General features: G+C 53.6%; 15 protein-coding genes, 3 tRNA genes and 4 other RNA genes. 12 read left to right on the top strand and 10 right to left on the bottom strand.

Going from position 1 to position 19,341, the window contains the following annotated elements; translation table 11 throughout:
• Positions 1 to 5: 5 nt before the first annotated feature.
• The 8 genes from cpoB to J2125_RS18310 all read left to right on the top strand — a co-directional run bounded on the left by cpoB (position 6) and on the right by J2125_RS18310 (position 1,891).
• Positions 6 to 809 carry a cell division protein CpoB gene (gene cpoB, locus J2125_RS18275; protein ID WP_026111444.1) on the top strand — a complete coding sequence of 268 codons (804 nt, stop codon included), beginning with the start codon at positions 6 to 8 and terminating at the stop codon, positions 807 to 809.
• Positions 810 to 973: 164 nt separating this feature from the next.
• Positions 974 to 1,049, top strand: a tRNA-Lys gene (locus J2125_RS18280).
• A 13-nt stretch (positions 1,050 to 1,062) separates the two neighbouring features.
• Positions 1,063 to 1,188: non-coding RNA, RtT sRNA (locus tag J2125_RS18285), on the top strand.
• Positions 1,189 to 1,221: 33 nt separating this feature from the next.
• Positions 1,222 to 1,297: transfer RNA gene (locus J2125_RS18290), tRNA-Lys, on the top strand.
• A 13-nt stretch (positions 1,298 to 1,310) separates the two neighbouring features.
• Positions 1,311 to 1,436, top strand: a non-coding RNA gene (locus tag J2125_RS18295) — RtT sRNA.
• Between the two features lie 33 nt (positions 1,437 to 1,469).
• Positions 1,470 to 1,545 (top strand) — tRNA-Lys (locus tag J2125_RS18300).
• A 45-nt stretch (positions 1,546 to 1,590) separates the two neighbouring features.
• Positions 1,591 to 1,718: non-coding RNA, RtT sRNA (locus tag J2125_RS18305), on the top strand.
• A 45-nt stretch (positions 1,719 to 1,763) separates the two neighbouring features.
• Positions 1,764 to 1,891, top strand: a non-coding RNA gene (locus tag J2125_RS18310) — RtT sRNA.
• Positions 1,892 to 1,958: 67 nt separating this feature from the next.
• Here the strand turns inward: J2125_RS18310 and J2125_RS18315 are convergent.
• Positions 1,959 to 3,410: an AlkA N-terminal domain-containing protein gene (locus J2125_RS18315; RefSeq protein ID WP_026111401.1), complete on the bottom strand. Its 1,452-nt coding sequence runs from the start codon at positions 3,408 to 3,410 to the stop codon at positions 1,959 to 1,961.
• A 172-nt stretch (positions 3,411 to 3,582) separates the two neighbouring features.
• On the opposite strand from J2125_RS18315, the gene J2125_RS18320 reads away from it, so the two are divergent.
• From J2125_RS18320 to pnuC, 3 genes are all read left to right on the top strand, one after another.
• Complete coding sequence (locus tag J2125_RS18320) at positions 3,583 to 4,080, top strand: methylated-DNA--[protein]-cysteine S-methyltransferase (RefSeq protein ID WP_017798848.1); 498 nt, start codon at positions 3,583 to 3,585, stop codon at positions 4,078 to 4,080.
• A 155-nt stretch (positions 4,081 to 4,235) separates the two neighbouring features.
• A complete protein-coding gene (gene nadA / locus J2125_RS18325) occupies positions 4,236 to 5,297 on the top strand; it encodes a quinolinate synthase NadA (protein WP_017798849.1) in 1,062 nt (353 codons plus the stop codon).
• A gap of 26 nt (positions 5,298 to 5,323) precedes the next feature.
• The gene (gene pnuC / locus J2125_RS18330; RefSeq protein ID WP_017798850.1) at positions 5,324 to 6,040 is read left to right on the top strand and encodes a nicotinamide riboside transporter PnuC; all 717 of its coding nucleotides are present in this window, start codon (positions 5,324 to 5,326) and stop codon (positions 6,038 to 6,040) included.
• A 3-nt stretch (positions 6,041 to 6,043) separates the two neighbouring features.
• Here pnuC and zitB read toward each other — a convergent pair whose 3' ends face one another.
• The 4 genes from zitB to J2125_RS18350 form a co-directional block, all read right to left on the bottom strand.
• Positions 6,044 to 6,973 (bottom strand): CDF family zinc transporter ZitB, encoded by a 930-nt coding sequence (gene zitB, locus J2125_RS18335; RefSeq protein ID WP_017798851.1) that lies wholly within the window; start codon positions 6,971 to 6,973, stop codon positions 6,044 to 6,046.
• Positions 6,948 to 10,076, bottom strand: a complete 3,129-nt coding sequence (locus J2125_RS18340) for a hybrid sensor histidine kinase/response regulator (RefSeq protein ID WP_026111402.1) — start codon at positions 10,074 to 10,076, stop codon at positions 6,948 to 6,950. The genes zitB and J2125_RS18340 overlap by 26 nt, the downstream gene beginning before the upstream one ends.
• On the bottom strand, positions 10,058 to 10,651 hold the full coding sequence (locus J2125_RS18345; RefSeq protein ID WP_017798853.1) for a response regulator transcription factor: 594 nt from the start codon (positions 10,649 to 10,651) through the stop codon (positions 10,058 to 10,060). The genes J2125_RS18340 and J2125_RS18345 overlap by 19 nt, the downstream gene beginning before the upstream one ends.
• A gap of 95 nt (positions 10,652 to 10,746) precedes the next feature.
• Positions 10,747 to 11,085, bottom strand: a complete 339-nt coding sequence (locus tag J2125_RS18350; RefSeq protein ID WP_017798854.1) for a YbgS-like family protein — start codon at positions 11,083 to 11,085, stop codon at positions 10,747 to 10,749.
• 296 nt (positions 11,086 to 11,381) lie between these two features.
• Between J2125_RS18350 and aroG the strand changes: the two genes are divergently transcribed.
• Positions 11,382 to 12,434: a 3-deoxy-7-phosphoheptulonate synthase AroG gene (gene aroG, locus J2125_RS18355; RefSeq protein WP_017798855.1), complete on the top strand. Its 1,053-nt coding sequence runs from the start codon at positions 11,382 to 11,384 to the stop codon at positions 12,432 to 12,434.
• 39 nt (positions 12,435 to 12,473) lie between these two features.
• Here the strand turns inward: aroG and J2125_RS18360 are convergent, their stop codons facing one another.
• The 5 genes from J2125_RS18360 to galT all read right to left on the bottom strand — a co-directional run bounded on the left by J2125_RS18360 (position 12,474) and on the right by galT (position 19,137).
• On the bottom strand, positions 12,474 to 14,537 hold the full coding sequence (locus J2125_RS18360) for an LTA synthase family protein (protein ID WP_026111403.1): 2,064 nt from the start codon (positions 14,535 to 14,537) through the stop codon (positions 12,474 to 12,476).
• A gap of 448 nt (positions 14,538 to 14,985) precedes the next feature.
• On the bottom strand, positions 14,986 to 15,738 hold the full coding sequence (gene gpmA / locus J2125_RS18365) for a 2,3-diphosphoglycerate-dependent phosphoglycerate mutase (protein WP_017798857.1): 753 nt from the start codon (positions 15,736 to 15,738) through the stop codon (positions 14,986 to 14,988).
• Positions 15,739 to 15,896: 158 nt separating this feature from the next.
• On the bottom strand, positions 15,897 to 16,946 hold the full coding sequence (gene galM / locus J2125_RS18370; protein ID WP_026111404.1) for a galactose-1-epimerase: 1,050 nt from the start codon (positions 16,944 to 16,946) through the stop codon (positions 15,897 to 15,899).
• A complete protein-coding gene (galK, locus tag J2125_RS18375) occupies positions 16,940 to 18,088 on the bottom strand; it encodes a galactokinase (protein ID WP_017798859.1) in 1,149 nt (382 codons plus the stop codon). The genes galM and galK overlap by 7 nt, the downstream gene beginning before the upstream one ends.
• A complete protein-coding gene (galT, locus tag J2125_RS18380) occupies positions 18,085 to 19,137 on the bottom strand; it encodes a galactose-1-phosphate uridylyltransferase (protein ID WP_017798860.1) in 1,053 nt (350 codons plus the stop codon). The genes galK and galT overlap by 4 nt, the downstream gene beginning before the upstream one ends.
• Between the last annotated feature and the right edge of the window lie 204 nt (positions 19,138 to 19,341).

Here is a 19,341-nt window from a genome sequence, read left to right on the forward strand (position 1 = left end):
ATCACATGATTAGTAGCTTCAGAACTCACCTGTTGAGTCTGTCGTTACTGATTGGCGTAGCGGCCCCCTGGGCCGCTAATGCCCAGGCAGCAATCAGTAACGTTGGCTCCGGCTCGGTCGAAGACCGTGTCACCACCCTTGAGCGTATTTCTAATGCTCAGGGACAACTCCTTCAACAACTTCAGCAGCAACTCAGCGACAGTCAGCGTGATATCGACGCCTTACGCGGACAGATTCAGGAAAATACCTACCAGTTGAATCAGGTCGTCGAGCGGCAGAAACAGATCTATCAGCAAATCGACAGTCTCAGCAGCAATGGAGGCGCTCAGGGCGCATCAGGCGGCGACGCAGCGGCCGCAGGCGCCGGTGCAGCAGCGGCAAACGATGCACCTGCTACAGGCGCTGACAACGCTGCTGCTGCGCCAACGCAAAGCGGTGATGCCAATACGGATTACAATGCGGCGGCGGCGCTGGTGCTGGAGAAGAAGCAGTATGATCAGGCGATCACTGCCTTTCAGGCCTTTGTGAAAAAATATCCGGATTCAACTTACCAGCCGAATGCTAATTACTGGCTCGGTCAGTTGAATTACAACAAGGGTAAGAAGGACGACGCCGCCTACTATTTTGCCACTGTAGTGAAAAATTACCCAAAATCACCAAAAAGCCCGGAAGCGCTTTATAAGGTTGGGGTGATCATGCAGGACAAAGGCGACACCGCAAAAGCCAAAGCGGTGTATCAACAAGTTGTAAAACAATACCCAAATAGCGAAGCGGCAAAGCTGGCGCAAAAACGCGCGGCGGGGCTGTAATAGTCGCGGTTTGACCAGATATCGTGTGATTTCTGGTCTTGCCGCGTGAAAGGTAAGCAGTTGAACAACTTATTGGTAAATAGTGGTTGCGCTGAAAATTCAAATCAGTAATATATGCCGCCGTTGACAGGGCATTAGTGAATGCGCTCTGACAGCCTGAAAGTGGGTCGTTAGCTCAGTTGGTAGAGCAGTTGACTTTTAATCAATTGGTCGCAGGTTCGAATCCTGCACGACCCACCACTTTTAAGTAGTACCCGGTGTTAAATCGTGAAGGATAAGAACCGTAAAGGTTCGGGTCGAGCGTAAGCGAGACAACGTTGCCTCCGGCAACGGCCCGAAGGGCGAGGCCACAGGCCGAGTTATCCTGCACGACCCACCACTTCGAAGAATAAAATGTTTTAACCGCATCAGCGGGTCGTTAGCTCAGTTGGTAGAGCAGTTGACTTTTAATCAATTGGTCGCAGGTTCGAATCCTGCACGACCCACCACTTTTTAGCAGTACACGGTGTTAAATCGTAAAGGATAAGAACCGTAAAGGTTCGGGTCGAGCGTAAGCGAGACAACGTTGCCTCCGGCAACGGCCCGAAGGGCGAGGCCACAGGCCGAGTTATCCTGCACGACCCACCACTTCGAAGAGTAAAATGTTTTAACCGCATCAGCGGGTCGTTAGCTCAGTTGGTAGAGCAGTTGACTTTTAATCAATTGGTCGCAGGTTCGAATCCTGCACGACCCACCAATTCAAAACTAAAGCGCCTTCTGGCGCTTTAGTTGTTTCTGGGCATCGCAACTTAATTCGTGTGGGGTTCGAACCTGCTGCAGGTTCGGGTCGAGCGCAAGCGAGACAACGTTGCCTGCGGCAACGGCCCGAAGGGCGAGGCCACAGGCCGAGTCATCCTGCACGACCCACCAATTCAAAACTAAAGCGCCTTCTGGCGCTTTAGTTGTTTCTGGGCATCGCAACTTAATTCGTGTGGGGTTCGAACCTGCTGCAGGTTCGGGTCGAGCGCAAGCGAGACAACGTTGCCTGCGGCAACGGCCCGAAGGGCGAGGCCACAGGCCGAGTCATCCTGCACGACCCACCAATTCAAAACTAAAGCGCCTTCTGGCGCTTTAGTTGTTTCTGGGCCAGCGTTTTCGCCGCCCGCCCCATTAAGACATATTCTTCCAGATATGCATCACCGCATAACTGCGCCACGGACGCCACGCCTGCGACATTAACTCCGCCTGTTTCGCGCTGACGCCACCAAGGTTATTACGCACCGCAATATCTTCTTTCGGGAAAGCATCCGGCCAGCGCAGCGCACGCATTGCAATATAGTTGGCCGTCCACGGGCCGATACCCGGCAACATCACCAGTTGGTTAATCACTTTTTCTGGCTCACTGCCCGCCTCCAGCCGCAACTCTCCTGAAGCACAGGCCTGCGCCATCGCCAGAATGCAGCGCGATCGCGCGCTGACAATGCCCAGGCTGGCAATATCATCAATGCTGGCTTCACAGACACGCGTTGCCAGCGGCGACAGGCGGGTTAGCTCGGCAAAAGGCGTGGCAATTGGCTCGCCAAAGGCCGCCGCAAAACGACAGGCAATGGTGGTAGCCGCTTTAACGGTGATTTGCTGGCCGAGAATGGCGCGTACCGCCATTTCAAAGCCATCAAAGGCGCCAGCAACACGCAGTCCCGGATTGGCGCTGAGGCTGCGGTGAAAAAGTTCGTCCTGTTGCAGGTGGCTGGCAATCAGATCCGGTCGCGCGCTGAGATCGAACAAATTGCGCAGACGGCGCAGCAGTACCGGCAATACCGGCGTCAGTGAATGGCTGAACTCAGCCATCAGCGCCGATTTTGCCGCGGCATGTGTGACACGTACCCAGCCCGTACAGCTACCCAGACGCACTGTACGGGCATAACTATTCTCGCTGATATGTTCCACGTCTTTAATCGCCCGCATGCTGAGAAACGCCAGCATCGCCTGCCAGTCATAGGGCGGACGGTAGCTCAGCTGTAAAGTCGAGGTTTCGCCTGCCAAAAACGGGTGCCTGTTATCCGCCGCCTCTTTGCGCAGACGGCTGGGAGAGAGGCGATATTGCGCATTAAAAGCATCATTAAAGCGACGCAGGCTGCTAAAACCGCTGGCAAAAGCAATCTCGGTGACCGGCAGCCGTGTCTCCGTCAGCAACTGTTTCGCCAGCAGCAGTCGGCGGGTCTGTCTGATCTCCACCGGCGATACGCCCAGCTCTTTCTGCACAATGCGCCGTAGCTGACGTGAACTGATGCCAAACTGGCTGGCGATCTGCTCCAGACTTTCCGCCTCGGAGGTCAGCCCTTCATCAATACGCTGCACCAGCAGATCGGCAATACGGTGCGCGCTGTCTACCGGCGCATTACCCGGAGCCAGCTCCGGACGGCAGCGCAAACAGGGGCGAAATGACGCTTTCTCGGCGGCTTCCGCACTGTCAAAAAACCGGCAGTTTTTCTGTTGTGGCGCTTTCACCGGGCAGATTGGTCGGCAGTAGATGCCGGTGGAGGTGACGCCGACAAAAAATACGCCGTCGAAACGCGCATCACGCGAGGTGAGCGCCTGATAAGCGGCATTATTATCCATGATGCAGGTTTCCAGGTGATCAGGTGAAGTAACCAGTCTATGCCTGTGCGAGCTGACGAACTGGCTATTATCGGACATGAAACTATTTTAACCTGATGTCCGAAAACAGCCAGTCACTGGCGATCAATCAGCGATAATGGCTCTGATAGTGATGGGTTATAACGGAGGCTAAATCATGTCTTACTACTGTAAATTATTTACTTCACCGGTCGGTGTACTGACGCTGATCGCCAGCGATAAGGGGCTGGCGGCGATTCTGTGGGAAAATGACAATCCGCGGCGTGTGCGTCTGCCGCTGCTGACTGAAGATAACCAGCATCCGATCCTGCTGGAAACCGAACGCCAGCTGCAACGCTATTTCGCCGGCACATTGCAGCGTTTCGATCTGCCGCTGGATTTTGTCGGCACCGAGTTCCAGAAGAAGGTCTGGACGGCGCTGGTGGCGATTCCTTTCGGTGAAACCCGCAGCTACGGCGAAATTGCCCGGCAGATTGGTCATCCAGCTGCGGTACGCGCCGTCGGCGCGGCTAACGGTAAGAATCCGATCTCGATTGTCGCGCCCTGTCATCGGGTGATCGGCGCCAATGGCAAACTCACCGGTTTTGCCGGTGGACTGGCGACCAAAGCCTTTTTACTGGATATCGAAGCGGGGAAAGCGCAGCAGGTTAAATGATCTGCATCACATCCTGTGCTTAATAATAAAAAATCAGCGACAGCCGGAAACATTTTCGCTATCGTGTTTAGCATATAAAACATCCGCAGCCATATAGCGGATGAAATAGTCATATTTTGCCAGATACGTTAAGTCGAAGAAACGAGACTGCCGCTATGAGCCTGATGTTCGATCCCGAAACTGCTGTTTATCCGTTCCCGCCGAAACCCGCCCGGCTTTCTGTTGATGAAAAACAGTTCTACCGGGAGAAGATCAAACGTCTTCTGAAAGAGCGTGACGCGGTGATGGTGGCCCACTATTACACCGATCCGGAAATCCAGTCGCTGGCGGAAGAGACCGGCGGCTGTGTCTCCGATTCGCTGGAGATGGCGCGCTTCGGCAGCAACCATCCGGCCAGCACGCTGCTGGTGGCTGGAGTGCGGTTTATGGGCGAGACGGCGAAGATCCTCAGCCCGGAAAAAACCGTCCTGATGCCGACGCTACAGGCGGAGTGTTCACTGGATCTTGGCTGCCCGATTGAAGAGTTCAATCAGTTCTGCGATCAGCATCCGGATCGCACAGTGGTGGTATATGCCAATACCTCGGCGGCGGTAAAAGCGCGTGCCGACTGGGTAGTCACGTCCAGTATCGCCGTGGAGCTGATTGAACACCTCGACAGCCTGGGTGAGAAGATTATCTGGGCGCCGGACCGTCATCTTGGGCGCTATGTCACCCGGCAGACCCGCGCTGACGTGATTTGCTGGCAGGCAGCCTGCATCGTGCATGACGAGTTTAAAACCCAGGCGCTGCAACGGATGAAAGCGCTCTATCCGCAGGCGGCGGTACTGGTGCATCCGGAGTCGCCGCAGGCGATTGTTGATCTTGCCGATGCCGTGGGTTCTACCAGCCAGCTGATTCAGGCGGCGAAAACCCTGCCGCATCCACAAATGATTGTCGCTACCGATCGCGGTATCTTCTACAAAATGCAGCAGGCCTGCCCGGATAAAGAGTTACTGGAAGCGCCAACTGCCGGTGAAGGCGCCACCTGTCGTAGTTGTGCGCACTGCCCGTGGATGGCGATGAACGGGTTAAAAGCGATTGCCGACGGGCTGGAGCGGGGTGGCGAGCAGCATGAGATCCATGTCGAGGAGAGTTTACGCCAGGCTGCATTGATCCCTTTGAATCGTATGCTATCTTTTGCAGCTGAGCTTAAACTTAACGTCAAAGGCAATGCCTGACGCTTTCCTTACTACAAGGTGCTGATATGGATTTCTTTAGTACAAGTAATATCCTGGTTCATATTCCGATCGGCGCAGGTGGTTATGATCTGTCATGGATTGAAGCTATCGGCACCGTTGCTGGCCTGTTATGTATCTGGCTGGCGAGTAAAGAGAAGATTATTAACTACCTGTTTGGTCTGATTAATGTCTCGCTGTTTGCGGTGATTTTTTTCCAGATCCAGCTGTATGCCAGCCTGTTGTTGCAGCTGTTCTTCTTTGTCGCCAATATTTACGGCTGGTATGCCTGGAGCCGGCAGACTGCCGACCATCAGGCGCAGCTTAAGATCCGCTGGCTACCGCTGCCAAAGGCTATTGGCTGGGGTGCAGGCAGTGTAGTGGCGATTGCGTTAATGACCCTGTTTATCGATCCGGTATTTGCTTTCCTGACTAAGATTGCGGTGTCGCTGATGCAGGCGATCGGCTTTACCGTGGCGATGCCGGAACTGCAACCGGATGCGTTTCCGTTCTGGGATTCGTGCATGATGGTGCTGTCGATTGTGGCGATGATTCTGATGACGCGTAAATACGTTGAGAACTGGCTGCTTTGGGTGATTATTAATGTTATTAGCGTCACCATCTTTGCCCGCCAGGGCGTTTATGCGATGTCGCTGGAATATATGCTGTTGACGTTAATTGCGCTGAATGGTTGCTGGTTATGGATTAAAAGCGCGCGCGAACAGGGTTCACGCGCGCTCTCTTAAGCGTTAGTGGTGATGATGGTGATGCTGCTGGCTGGCGATGCCCAGCTCGCAGTCACCATCATCGCAACGCTGATACTCCATCTGTACCGTCGCATGGGCGATCTGATAGCGCTGGTGCAGGTGGTCGTGAATGCGGTGCAGCAGTCCGTCATGGTCATAGGGCGGGACAACCTGCACATGCAGGGTCATCACCGGCTTCTCGCCCACCTGCCAGACGTGAACGTGATGCACATTGCGCACTTCGGCAATACTCAGGGTTAAATCGCGCGTCAGCTTCTCGACGTTTACCGAACCGGGTGTGCCCTCAAGCAGCTCATGAAAACTCTCACGCATCAGCGCCCAGCCGCTGCGTAACACCAGAATCGATACCAGCATTGAGAGTATCGGGTCGACTGGCGTCCAGCCGGTAAACAGAATAATCAGCGCGGCGATAATTGCCCCTACCGAACCCAGCAGATCCCCCATCACATGCAGCGCCGCCGCACGGACGTTAAGGTTTTTCTCCTCACTGCCGCGATGTAACAGCCAGAACGACAGCACATTCGCCAGCAGACCCGCGATGGCAATCCCCAGCATCAGTCCTCCGGCTACCGGCTGTGGCTGCCAGAAACGACGGATCGCCTCCCAGACAATCAGCGCGGTAATCACCAGCAGCGCCAGCGCATTAACAAAAGCCGCTAACGTGGTGAGACGCAGCAGGCCAAAGGTATGGCGGCCATTGGGCTTACGCCGGGAAAACTGTACCGCCAGCAACGCCATCAGCAGGGCGGCGGCATCGGTCAGCATATGCCCGGCATCGGCCAGTAACGCCAGTGAGCCTGACAGGATACCGCCAGCCACTTCGGCCAGCATAAACACCGCGGTAACGCTAAATGCCGCCAGCAGACGTTTGTGGTTGCTATTGCCTTCAGTGTGATTGTGTTGATGGGCCATAATTTTCCAGGTTTTTTAATAGTTTCTCGGTTAATGATACCAGTAAATGCCATTCTGCCGGGCTGTCGTTGTGCAGTCTGGCCTGCTCAATTATCGCCTGGCACAGAACTTCACCCTGCTGATACGCCAGCAACAGCCAGCTGCCTTTGCAGCGATGGGCAATCTGTTCCACCTGCAGCCACTGCTGCTGCTGCCGGGCCAGCGTCAGCGCCGCCATATCACTATGCAGCGCCCCGGTCAGGGTGCTGACAATCCGCATAATATAGTCAGGCTGAAAACTGGCAAGACGCTGAATGCGTTTATCCAGATCGCTGAACAACGCCTGTTGATGGCCCTGCAACACCGCCTGAATCGCGCTGAGCGCCACGGGTTTTAACAGGAAAACGTCGGCGCAGGGCTGGTGAGACTGGTTGTCGGCAGAACAGAGCACCAGTGTCTGCGGCATGCTCTGCTGGCGCTGACGGCGGCGCAGAATGCGCGCTACCGTAATGCCGTCCGGATGCGGCATGGAGTAATCAATAAATATCACATCGAATGGTTGTTGCGCGGCCGCACGCAGCAGGGCACGCCCGTGATCAAAGGTGGCGGCTTCAATCCCTGAATAAGCCAGCTGTTGCTGCATCACCAGCAGATTAGTGGGATGGTCATCGACTATCGCCACTCGCAGCGTGCTCAGTGACACTCGATCAGCTGCTGGTTGCGTCTCCACGGCAGGCCCGGTGCTCGCGGCGGGGATTAATGGCAGCATAACTGTCACCCGGGTGCCGCGACCGGCAGTCGATTGCAGTTCAATCGTGCCGCCCATACGGGTGACGATTTCGCGGCAGATAGATAAACCCAGTCCGCTGCCCTGCACCGACAGCGATTTACCCGATGGCGTCTGATACCAGGGTTCAAACAGCCGCGCCTGCTCATCAGCGGCAATGCCGCTCCCGCTATCACTGACCTGCATACAGAGCTGCTGATCGTGTTGCGCCAGCGTCAGGCGAATTTCGCCTGAGCGGGTAAATTTAATCGCATTCGCAATTAAGTTATTGGCAATCTGCTGCAGCCGTTCGCTGTCGAGCATTACGCACGCGGGCAGTGGCGAAACAGCGCTGACCTGAAAGTCGGGGCCATCGGCGCGCATTAAAGGATGATAGAAATCGGCCAGACGCATCAGCCACTGATGCAGATCAACTGCATGCGGACGCAGGGTAAAGGTGTTGCTCTCGATACGGGCGTGATCCTGCAGATCGTTTAACAGCGTCAGCAGTGAGGCGGCGCTGCTGTGGATCACTGCTAAATTTCCTGGCTGTGGCTGACGGGCGACCTCAATTTCCAGCAGGCCCAGGATCGCCTGCATCGGCGTGCGCAATTCATGGCTGACGGTGGCGAGAAACTGGCTCTTCATCTGATTGGCGCGTTCCGCTTCTTCACGTTGCCGTTCCAGCTGACGTCGCTGGCGCAGATCCCGGCGCTGTTGCATATAGCGACGGATCAGCAGAATCAGCAGAAAGGCGATGGCAAACAGCGCGGCGATAAACATAAACAGCGAAATCGGCCGCATATTACCCTCGTCGCGACTCGCCAGCTGTGGACTATTACTCCAGTTTTCACGCATGCGCTGCTGGGTATCCGGTGGGATCTGCTGTAATCCTTTATTCAGGATCGAACGCAACAGTGGCTGACCGCTGCTGACGCCCATCGCAATTGGCCAGGCCGTATCGCTGGCGGCAAACGCCAGATGAATAAGGTCGTTATAACGTGTCTGCATCAGCCAGCGCGCCGACAGCACATTATCCACTACCGCATCCAGCTGACCATTGGCCAGCGCGTCATACAGGGCTTTACCATTATCATACTGGCTGACATTCAGCGTCGCCGGGATCAGATGAATGCCCAGATCGCCGCGTCGTACGCCGATGCGCATGCCCTGCAAATCCTGCCAGCTGACCACCGGTTCAGACATATTACCGATATAGACACCCCAGAGCGCACGCCAGACCGGCATCGTATTGCCCTGCATATTGTCATTACCGGTCAGTGGCAGCATCAGTTGCAGCATCGGACGCGTCTGACTTAACAGGCTCCCCGCCTGTTGCGCGTTCTCCACCCAGCGTGGCCGAAAACGCAAACCGGTGTTCTGGCCGATGGCATTCAGTAACTCGACGCTGTATCCGCTGGCTTCACCGTTAGCGCCGCGATAGCTCCACGGATAGTCGTCACTCAGCGCGGCATAGTCAATCGTCGGGTGCTGCGTAATCCACTGGCGCTCCATGCTGGTCAGGCGTGCGGTATTGGTATCGAAGTAGCGCGGCAGCTGACTGCTCCAGCGTCCCTGAATCTCGTTTACCACATCCATTGGCAACTGGCGCAGGGTGGTATCCAGCGCGGTGGCCAGTGGTGCATCACCGGTAACCGCCTGTAAATTGAGCTGGCCGGGTTCGAGCGCGGATTCCAGCTGATAAATCTGTCCCTGCTGCAACTGGGTCAGCAGAAAGCCGGCGCTGATCTCGTCGGCGACAACATAATCGCTTTGCTGATTTAGCAGGGTATAAAGTGCCTGCAGATCGCTGTCGAGGGTGAGCCACTGATGCTGCCGGGCAAAATCGGCACTCACCAGCGCGCGCGTCTGCCGGCTAATCGCAATGCGGGCGTCACCAGAATTAAACATCACCTGGCGCTGGTTGTTGCGGTTGCGATAGATGCGCAGCGGCGTGCTGTACCACGGCTGAGTGGCATACAAACCTGCGGGCAGTGCGTGCTGCGGAACGCCAAACAGCAGATCAAGCTGCCCCTGCCGGAGCGCCTGTAACATAGCGTCATAAGAGGGATAGCCAGCAATATCAAACTGCAAGCCTGCGTTGTGGCTTAACAGCGCCAGGTAGTCGGCATTAATGCCATACAGATCGCCACCCACCACAATATTCCATGGCGAGCTGTTATCGCGCAGCACGCCGACGCGCAGCGGTTTGTCATGCCAGGGGCGCATCACACTGTTGGGCATCATCTCCTGCGGCAGCGCAATACTGCTGACCGCGCGATAAGCGGCGGCGGCACTCAGGCTGATACTTAGCAGAAACCATAGCAGCAGCAGGCGTGTCATTGTTGCGCTTTCCATACTGCGGCGAGATCCAGCACGGAAGTGGCGCCGGTTTTATCGAGAATATTCTTTTTATGGGTACTGACGGTTTTATTGCTGATATGCAGCTGTTCGGCAATTTGCAGATTCGATAAGCCACGCGCCAGCAGCGCGAGGATCTGCTGCTCTTTACTGGTCAGGTTTCCGCCTGCTGGCGCTTCTGCGATACTCAGCACCGGAAACGCCCGTTGGCCACCCAAAACCGCAAGGATTGCGGCCAGTAACTGTTCCATCGGCTGACGCTTAACGATATAGCCTGCTGCACCTGCGGCTTCGGCCATGCGCAGATACATCTTCTCTTCCTGAGCCGAATAGATTACGACTGCCTGCTGCGGATACCGATTTTTCAGTTGTTTTAGCAGCTGCAGACCATCGCTGTCCGGCAGACCAATATCAAGGATAATCAAATCCACCTGATGGTGACGCAGATAATCGCGCGCCTGCTGTTCATTACTGACGGCGTAAAGATGGAGGGGAATCGGTGAGCGACTAAGAGCGGCTTCCAGTGCAACCTGAACCAGAGGATGATCGTCGATTAACAGCAGAGTGGCCATGATGATTTCCGTCACTATTCAGGATGTTCAGCATAGCGAAGCGGGGCAGGGATGCAACAAAATCAAAGGAGAGCCGTAGCTCTCCCATTAGCGGATTACTGCGTAGTACCATCAGTTTTGGTATTGACATCAGTACCCGTGCCGGTCTCAACTTTTTTGTTAACATCCGGACACTTCCCGTCTTTACACTGGGAATTTTTATGCATTTCATCTGCCGACATTTTGTTGTGATCGGTGGCAGAGCCGGAAGTATCACCGGTGTTGATTTTTGAGTTATCAACTTTATTTGGCGCCAGATTCTCATTAGCACCACCAGCTTTAGCGCCAGCATCAGCCGCCTGGTTAGCAGTACCGTTGTTACCTGATGCAGCCATTGCTGCACCACTACCAAGCGTCATTGCGGCGGTGAAAAGAACGATTGCAAACTTTTTCATCGTAATGCTCCTGTTAATTATTAATTAATTGTCTGACTCAACCTGAAACGGCGATTACAGTACTAAATGTAATAAAACCGAAATAAAATATCGGTTAAGAAATGCAAGCCAAACAGATATGGCGTAAATATCAATTTTTTAAGCGGTAACGTTTAAAAGTGTAGTAAACAACCCCGAAAACGCAAACTTGTGATGTCGTCCACAGGGAGAAAGTCGATTTACAGCACAACGTACACAGGCTAAATTGGTCAGGTTGTGCCCGGTGCGCACCGGGCAATGAATTTAATGGACAGATTATGAATTACCAGAACGATGACTTAAGAATCAAAGAGATAAAAGAACTTTTACCTCCCGTTGCACTGCTTGAAAAATTCCCGGCTACCGATAAAGCGGCTGAAACCGTCTCCCTCGCCCGTCAGGCGATTCATAATATTCTTAAAAATAAGGATGACCGTTTGCTGGTGGTGATTGGACCTTGCTCCATTCATGATACCGAAGCGGCAAAGGAGTACGGCGCACGTCTGTTAAAGCTGCGTGAAGAGCTGAGTGATTCGCTGGAAGTGGTGATGCGCGTCTATTTTGAAAAGCCGCGTACTACTGTCGGCTGGAAAGGGTTGATCAACGACCCGTATATGGACAGTAGCTTCCAGATTAATGATGGTCTGCGTATTGCGCGTAAGCTGTTACTGGATATCAACGACAGTGGTCTGCCTGCTGCCGGTGAGTTCCTTGATATGATTACGCCACAATATATGGCGGATCTGATGAGCTGGGGCGCAATTGGCGCGCGCACCACTGAATCACAGGTGCATCGTGAACTGTCATCCGGTTTATCCTGCCCGGTTGGTTTTAAAAACGGCACGGATGGCACGATTAAAGTGGCGATTGACGCGATTAATGCCGCCAGCGCGCCGCACTGCTTCCTGTCTGTCACCAAATATGGTCATTCGGCGATTGTCGAAACCAGCGGTAACGGCGACTGCCATATTATTCTGCGTGGCGGTAAAGAGCCGAATTACAGCGCACATCATGTGAGCGCGGTAAAAGCGGGCCTGGAAAAAGCCGGTCTGGCGCCACAGGTGATGATTGACTTCAGCCATGCCAACAGCAGCAAACAGTTCCAGAAGCAGCTGGTGGTATCTGATGATGTGGCGCAGCAGATTGCCGGTGGTGAACAGGCGATCGTTGGCGTGATGATCGAGAGCCATCTGGTAGAGGGTAATCAGAATCTGGATAGTGGCGAACCACTGGTGTACGGCAAAAGTGTTACCGATGCCTGTATTGGCTGGGAAGATACTGAAACCGTACTGCGCCAGCTGGCGGCAGCGGTGAAAGCCCGTCGCGGATAAATATCCATACCCCCTCCCGGTTACAGGAGGGGGTAGTATTTAGCCGTTTGACTGCTGACCAGTCGGTCGGGGATCGGTCAGATTGTTACTTTTGCCCAGAACCTGGCGATTTAACTGCCACCACAACAGATCGGTAAAGGCACCCCAGCGATGACACAGCTCTTGCTGTGTTGCATTCATAGGTTCAGGATCACCAAGCAGTAAACCACTCTGCGTTTTCCAGGGGCGGAATTCGGTTTTCCCTTTCAGTAAACACGCGCCTTCAGCGGTAATTGCCACCTCGGGGTTATAACCCTGGCACCAGGTACTATCCAGCGTCCTGGCCAGTAAGTTGCAGCCGGTACGATAATATACCGTATCTGACAGACTGAGCTGATAAAGTGTTGGCAGAATATCTTTATGACTGCCCAGCCTGTTAGCATCAAAAAAACTGTTATGACGATAGGTTGGTGGAACATAAATATAAAATGGTACAGCGTGGCCCAGAACCAGTTCCTCGGGATCAGGATAACCAATACTGCGAATATTATGGTCGCCAGTGGCAACGATAATCGTCTTTGATCCTAACGAATTATTCTCTTTCACGTTGCTGATAAACTGGCCTAAATAATCGTTACTGTAGCGTAAGGTATTCATCACTTCTTGCAGTTCATCGCCGGACGCCAGATTTTTTAAACGATTTTTCTCTTTATCGGTTAAATAAAAAGTCGTTTTATTATAACCAGCAGGCGTTCTGTAAGGCGGGTGATGAGTGGTCGACATCGCCATAATAAACACATGTTCGCCTTTTTTATCCGCTTCCTGCAGACGCTCTTCTATATAACGGAACATATATTCATCCGGCACTCCCCATGTTGCTATCTGAGCGGAAGGGTAGCGCTTTTTTAGTCCGTTTTGCTCGATAAACTCACTGACGCCCAGCTGAGGAAGGAACTGATTAATATTATGCCACGCACCATTGCCGGAAGTAACATATATAATTTTATAACCGTTAGCGAGGAAAGGTTTAAACATATTGCTGGCAAAGTCAGTAGTCTGGGCGCTGGACTGGCCAATGCTGCTCATCGGGCTTCGCACAAAGAATCGGCTCAGGGTATCAATGGTGCCATCCCCTTCGGAAATAAACCGGTCAAAGTGCCAGTCTGACTGCCAGTGTTGCCGCAGAGCTCCGAAGAGATCCCGATCGCTTCGATCATAGCTTGCAAGGTCATACCCCATACTTTCCATTACCGCCAGTACCACATGGGGAGGATTGTTTTTCGCCGTCGGGTTTAGATCGGTTTTAGCCATAAACGGTAGCAGGCTGGCCGGTGTAGGTTGTTGCAGAAAACGGCTTAAAAGTTTCGCGCCTTCTTCATCCGTCGCTTCCGCAAAATGGTTGCTTTTTGCATGGGCCTTGAAAGCCCAGTCAAGTGCAATCAGGCCATTAGGTGTCAGCATATTAAGCAGTTTTATTTCGGAGACCTGAGCATCATCCTGGCGTAAAGGAAAAGTGCCGAGGGAACCACGCATGCCGGCAAAACAGGTAAAAAGTATTATTAACGTAGAGATGATCGATACTGGCAGATTACTGTTACGCACTTGTCGGCTGTTAAGCCAATGTTGCCAGTAACGATAACCAAAGAATGCCATAACCGCGAATATTCCGAGGGAGAGCAGCGCGCGAATCACCGGATAGTCTGCCCATATGGTGCTTAATACAGCAACAGTATCATCTTCAACTAAACCGAAGATAAAGATATCAATAAAACGATCAAAGGTGGCATAGTAGAAAACGTTCACCACGGTCAGAGTGGCGATAACCAGGCTCAGAAACGTCGCCAGCCAGGGCCAAAAACGTTGCCAGAGATAAAACCCACGGTTGTTTATGGCAACAACGGCAGCGATCAATAAACAAGGAACGAACAGCAAACTGGCGATACGAATATCGAACAGGGTTCCCGTCCAGAACATTCTTTTTATATCCTGAGAAACATCAGCCAGCGTTTCTGATGTTCCATAGGTGAATAGCAGATAAATCCTTCCCAAAGCCTGGATAACGACAGCTAAAAGCCAGGGTAATAATAAGGCAGTAAATATTTGCCGCAATCGATAAAACCACATAAAACCTTCTTATTAATAAAGTGAACAGACACCCGCAGGGCGTAGCCACGGCAGGTGAAATTAATGCAGGTTATTAATTAAATGATTAATGATATTAACTAGTGATATCTTTTCAGTTTTTTATTTCAGGTGGTGAATGCCTTTGGCGAGATAAATTAACCCGGCATCAGACCTCAGCCAGCCCGAACTGGCATATATTACCCAGGTAATAACGCTTTTCCAGTGTGAGTCTCTTTTTCTTAATACCTGGTTTGGATAGCGTTTAAAAAGATATTAATGTTTTCTGACGTGTTGTTTTAATCAGAATAAATAAAATAATAAGCAGGCATCTGTATTACATCACGAGGCTAAGGGGAGGGTTATGGAAGCTCAACATTGCAGGCAAAAAAATACCCGCTAACGCACTGGCGAACCAGACTTTAGCGGGCATGTTATCAGACGAAATTTATTACTTCGCTTTACCCTGGTTTGCTACGGCTGCCGCTTTCGCAGCAATCTCATCAGCATCACCCAGATAGTAGCGTTTCAGCGGTTTAAAGTTCTCGTCGAACTCATACACCAGCGGAACACCGGTAGGGATATTCAGCTCAAGAATTTCATCTTCGCTCAGGTTATCCAGGTATTTTACCAGCGCGCGCAGAGAGTTACCGTGCGCAGCAACGATGACACGCTCGCCGCTTTTAATGCGTGGCAGAATGCTTTCGTTCCAGTAAGGGATAACGCGATCGATGGTCAGCGCCAGACTTTCGGTCAGCGGCAGCTCAGCGTCGGTCAGTTTTGCGTAACGTGGATCGTGTCCAGGGAAACGCTCATCTTCACGGGTCAGCTCTGGTGGGGTGATGGCAAAGCCACGACGCCACTGCTTAACCTGCTCGTCGCCGTATTTCTCAGCGGTTTCAGCTTTATTCAGACCCTGCAGCGCACCGTAGTGACGCTCATTCAGCTTCCATGATTTTTCAGTTGGCAGCCAGGCCTGATCCAGTTCGTCGAGAACGTTCCACAGGGTGTGGATGGCACGTTTCAGCACGGAGGTGTAAGCAAAATCGAAAGCAAAGCCTTCTTTTTTCAGCAGTTCGCCTGCTGCTTTGGCTTCAGTACGACCTTTATCGGACAGATCAACATCGTACCATCCGGTGAAGCGGTTTTCGTTGTTCCACTGGCTTTCGCCGTGACGCACCAGAACCAGCTTAGTTACAGCCATAGCTTAACTCCTTAATAATCTGACAGTTCTATGATATCGATTATCATGATATTGCCGAAAATTGCCCGCTTCGACAATCTGATATCCCTCTACCATAGCGGAAATCTGGGCACGGCGTAAGCCTGGGACGTACGCAGTGCGCGTTTTTCAGGCTGATGTTAACAGGCGGTCAGCGTATAGCGCGTAACTGACTGATACGTTTCACCAGGCTGTAACCAGCAGTTAACCTGTGGCCATTCCGCATGGTTCGGTGAGTCCGGCAGGAACTCACTTTCCAGCGCGATGCCCTGAAAGGCAGTATAGCTGCCCTGTTCGCGGGCGGGCGTGCCATCCAGATAGTTGCCCGAATAGAACTGCAAGGCCGGTGCGGCGGTCTGCACTGTGAGCTGCAGTTTGCCATCCGCAGACCACAGCTGCGCGGCAGGCTGGCTGACATCGCCCTTTGTATTGAGTAAAAAGGCGTGGTCGTAGCCTTTCACCGCGCGCTGATCGTCATCCTGCAGGAACTCGTCGGCCACCACTTTCGGCTGGCGAAAATCAAAACTGTTCCCGGTCACCGGTTTTAAATCTGCACCATTTTTTCCTGAGTACGGGATGCCGTTACTGTCCACCGGCAGATAGTAATCCGCCAGCAGTTGCAGGCGATGCTGACGCGCATCGCCATGCTCTGCATCCAGATTAAAATAGGCGTGGTTGGTGAGATTGACCGGGCAGGGCTGATCAACCTGCGCATGGTACTCAATCGACAGGCAGTTGTTATCATCCAGGCGGTAGCGCACCGAAGCCAGCAGATTGCCGGGGAAACCCTGGTCACCGTCTGGCGAGTTAATCTGATAATGCACTTCGCTTTCGCTCTGGCTGACAATCTGCCAGCGGCGTTTATCAAAGCCTTCCGGGCCGCCGTGCAGCTGATGATCGCCCTGATTGGCCACCAGCTGGATATCGCCCTGTTGCAGCCGGGCATTGGCGATACGATTAGCGTAACGTCCGACGGTGGCGCCCAGATAGGCGGTCTGATGGAGATAATCTGACGGCGTGGCGCAGCCCAGCAGCGCTTCGCGTACGCTGCCGTCTTTCATTGGCACGCGTGCCGAAAGCCAGGTGGCGCCCCAGTCCATAAAGGTCACCACCATACCGTGCTGATTGCGCAGCACGGTAACGCGCCACGGCTGACCATCAGGGGCATGGGATTGAGGTTGGTTTAGCACAGGCCTGCCCCCTCTGAAGCTTTACAGACATAGAAGGTCTCTTTAATGCCGGATTTGGCTTCATACTGCTCAGCCACCGCCGCTTTGACGCTGTCGACCAGATCAAATGGCATCAGCGCGACGATACAGCCGCCAAAGCCGCCGCCGGTCATCCGCACGCCGCCCTGATCGCCGATAACGGCTTTTACGATCTCAACCAGCGTATCAATCGGCGGTACGGTGATTTCAAAGTCATCGCGCATTGAGGCATGGGATTCCGCCATCAGCACGCCCATCCGCGCCAGATCGCCTTTACTGAGCGCATCGGCGGCTTCCAGAGTACGGGCGTTTTCGCTCAGTACGTGGCGCACGCGTTTTGCCACTTCCGGCTCCAGCTGCTGCTCACGCGCGTTAAACTCGGCCAGCTCAACGTCACGCAGTGAGCTTTTGCTGAAGAAGCGCGCACCGGCTTCACACTGCTGGCGACGGGTATTGTATTCGCTGCCGACCAGGCTGCGGCGGAAGTTGGAGTTAATGATCACCACCGCAATCTCTTCCGGCATTGGCACCGGACGGGTGCCCAGCGTACGGCAATCCAGCAGCATCGCATGATCCTGCTTGCCCAGCGCGGAGATCAGCTGATCCATAATGCCGCAGTTACAGCCGACAAACTGGTTCTCTGCTTCCTGACCGTTAAGGGCAATTGCGGCGCCGTCCAGCGGCAGCTGATAGAGCTGCTGGATCACCGTGCCGACCGCCACTTCCAGCGACGCCGACGAACTGAGACCGGCGCCCTGCGGCACATTGCCGCTGATCACCATATCCACGCCGCCAAAGTCGCTGTTGCGCTGCTGCAGATGTTTCACCACGCCACGCACGTAGTTGGCCCACATCTTGTCCTGCAGGCTGTCAATCGGCTGATCCAGCGAGAAGATATCCTGCTGGTTATCGTAATCGACCGCCACCACGCGCACCTGACGATCGTCGCGTCTGGCGCAGCTGATTACCGTCTGATAATCAATGGCGCACGGCAGCACAAAGCCGTCGTTGTAATCGGTATGCTCGCCAATCAGATTAACGCGGCCAGGCGCCTGAATCGCATGGGTTGGCTGATAGCCAAACGCCTGACTGAAGATCTGTTGGGTATGGGTCTTTAAGCTCATTGTGATGCTCCGTTCTGGCGGAAATGAATATCGCTGACAGAACGCAGACGTTCAGCCGCCTGTTCCGCCGTTAAGTCCCGCTGGGTTTCTGCCAGCATTTCATAACCGACCATAAATTTACGTACGGTCGCCGAACGCAGCAGCGGGGGATAGAAGTGGGCATGTAACTGCCAGTGTTCGTTCTCTTCGCCATTAAACGGCGCGCCGTGCCAGCCCATCGAGTAGGGGAAAGAGCACTGGAACAGGTTGTCGTAGCGACTGGTGAGTTTTTTTAGCGCCAGCGCCAGATCCTGACGTTGCGCATCGGTCAGATCGACCAGGCGTTTAACCGCTGCTTTTGGCAGCAGCAGGGTTTCAAATGGCCATGCTGCCCACCAGGGCACCACCGCCAGCCAGTGTTCGGTTTCCACGACCGTACGGCTGCCATCTTTTAGCTCACGCGCGGTGTAATCCACCAGCATCGCGGAGCCATGCTGCTGCCAGTAACGACGTTGCAAATCGTCTTCGCGTTTAATTTCATTCGGCAGGAAGCTGTTAGCCCACACCTGGCCGTGCGGATGTGGATTCGAGCAGCCCATCGCCGCCCCTTTATTCTCAAACACCTGCACCCACGGATAGTGCTGACCGAGGTCGGCGGTCTGTTCCTGCCAGGTGCGCACCACCTGCTCCAGCGCCGACAGCGACAGCTCCGGCAACGTTTTGCTGTGATCCGGTGAGAAGCAGATCACCCGGCTGGTGCCGCGTGCGCTCTCACAACGCATCAGCAGATCGTCACTCTGCGGCGCATCCGGCGTATCGGTCATCAGCGCGGCGAAGTCGTTGGTAAACACATAAGTATGGGTATAGTCCGGATTTTTATCACCGGTTACCCGGGTATTGCCCGGACATAAAAAGCAGTCAGGATCGTGCGCCGGTAACTGTTCCTGCGCCGGGGTTTCCTGCGCGCCTTGCCATGGGCGTTTGGCGCGATGCGGAGAAACCAGTACCCACTGATCGGACAGCGGGTTGTAACGGCGATGCGGATGATCAACCGGATTAAATTTTTCCATGTTCAGTCCTGATAACCTTTTAAAGCAAAGAGAGTCTGGATAAAAAGTAGCACAATGGCGGCCACGAAAGCGTGATCGAGTCTGAATAAATGGAATCGTTTACACAAGCTGAATATTCTTACTTATCAGACCAGGTGGCGGTGGATGAATATAACCCAACACAAAATGGGTTTAAAAGTGGTAGCGGTTACATTATTGCGCAAG

The sequence above is a fragment of the Winslowiella toletana genome (assembly GCF_017875465.1).
Classification (GTDB): Bacteria; Pseudomonadota; Gammaproteobacteria; order Enterobacterales; family Enterobacteriaceae; genus Erwinia; species Erwinia toletana.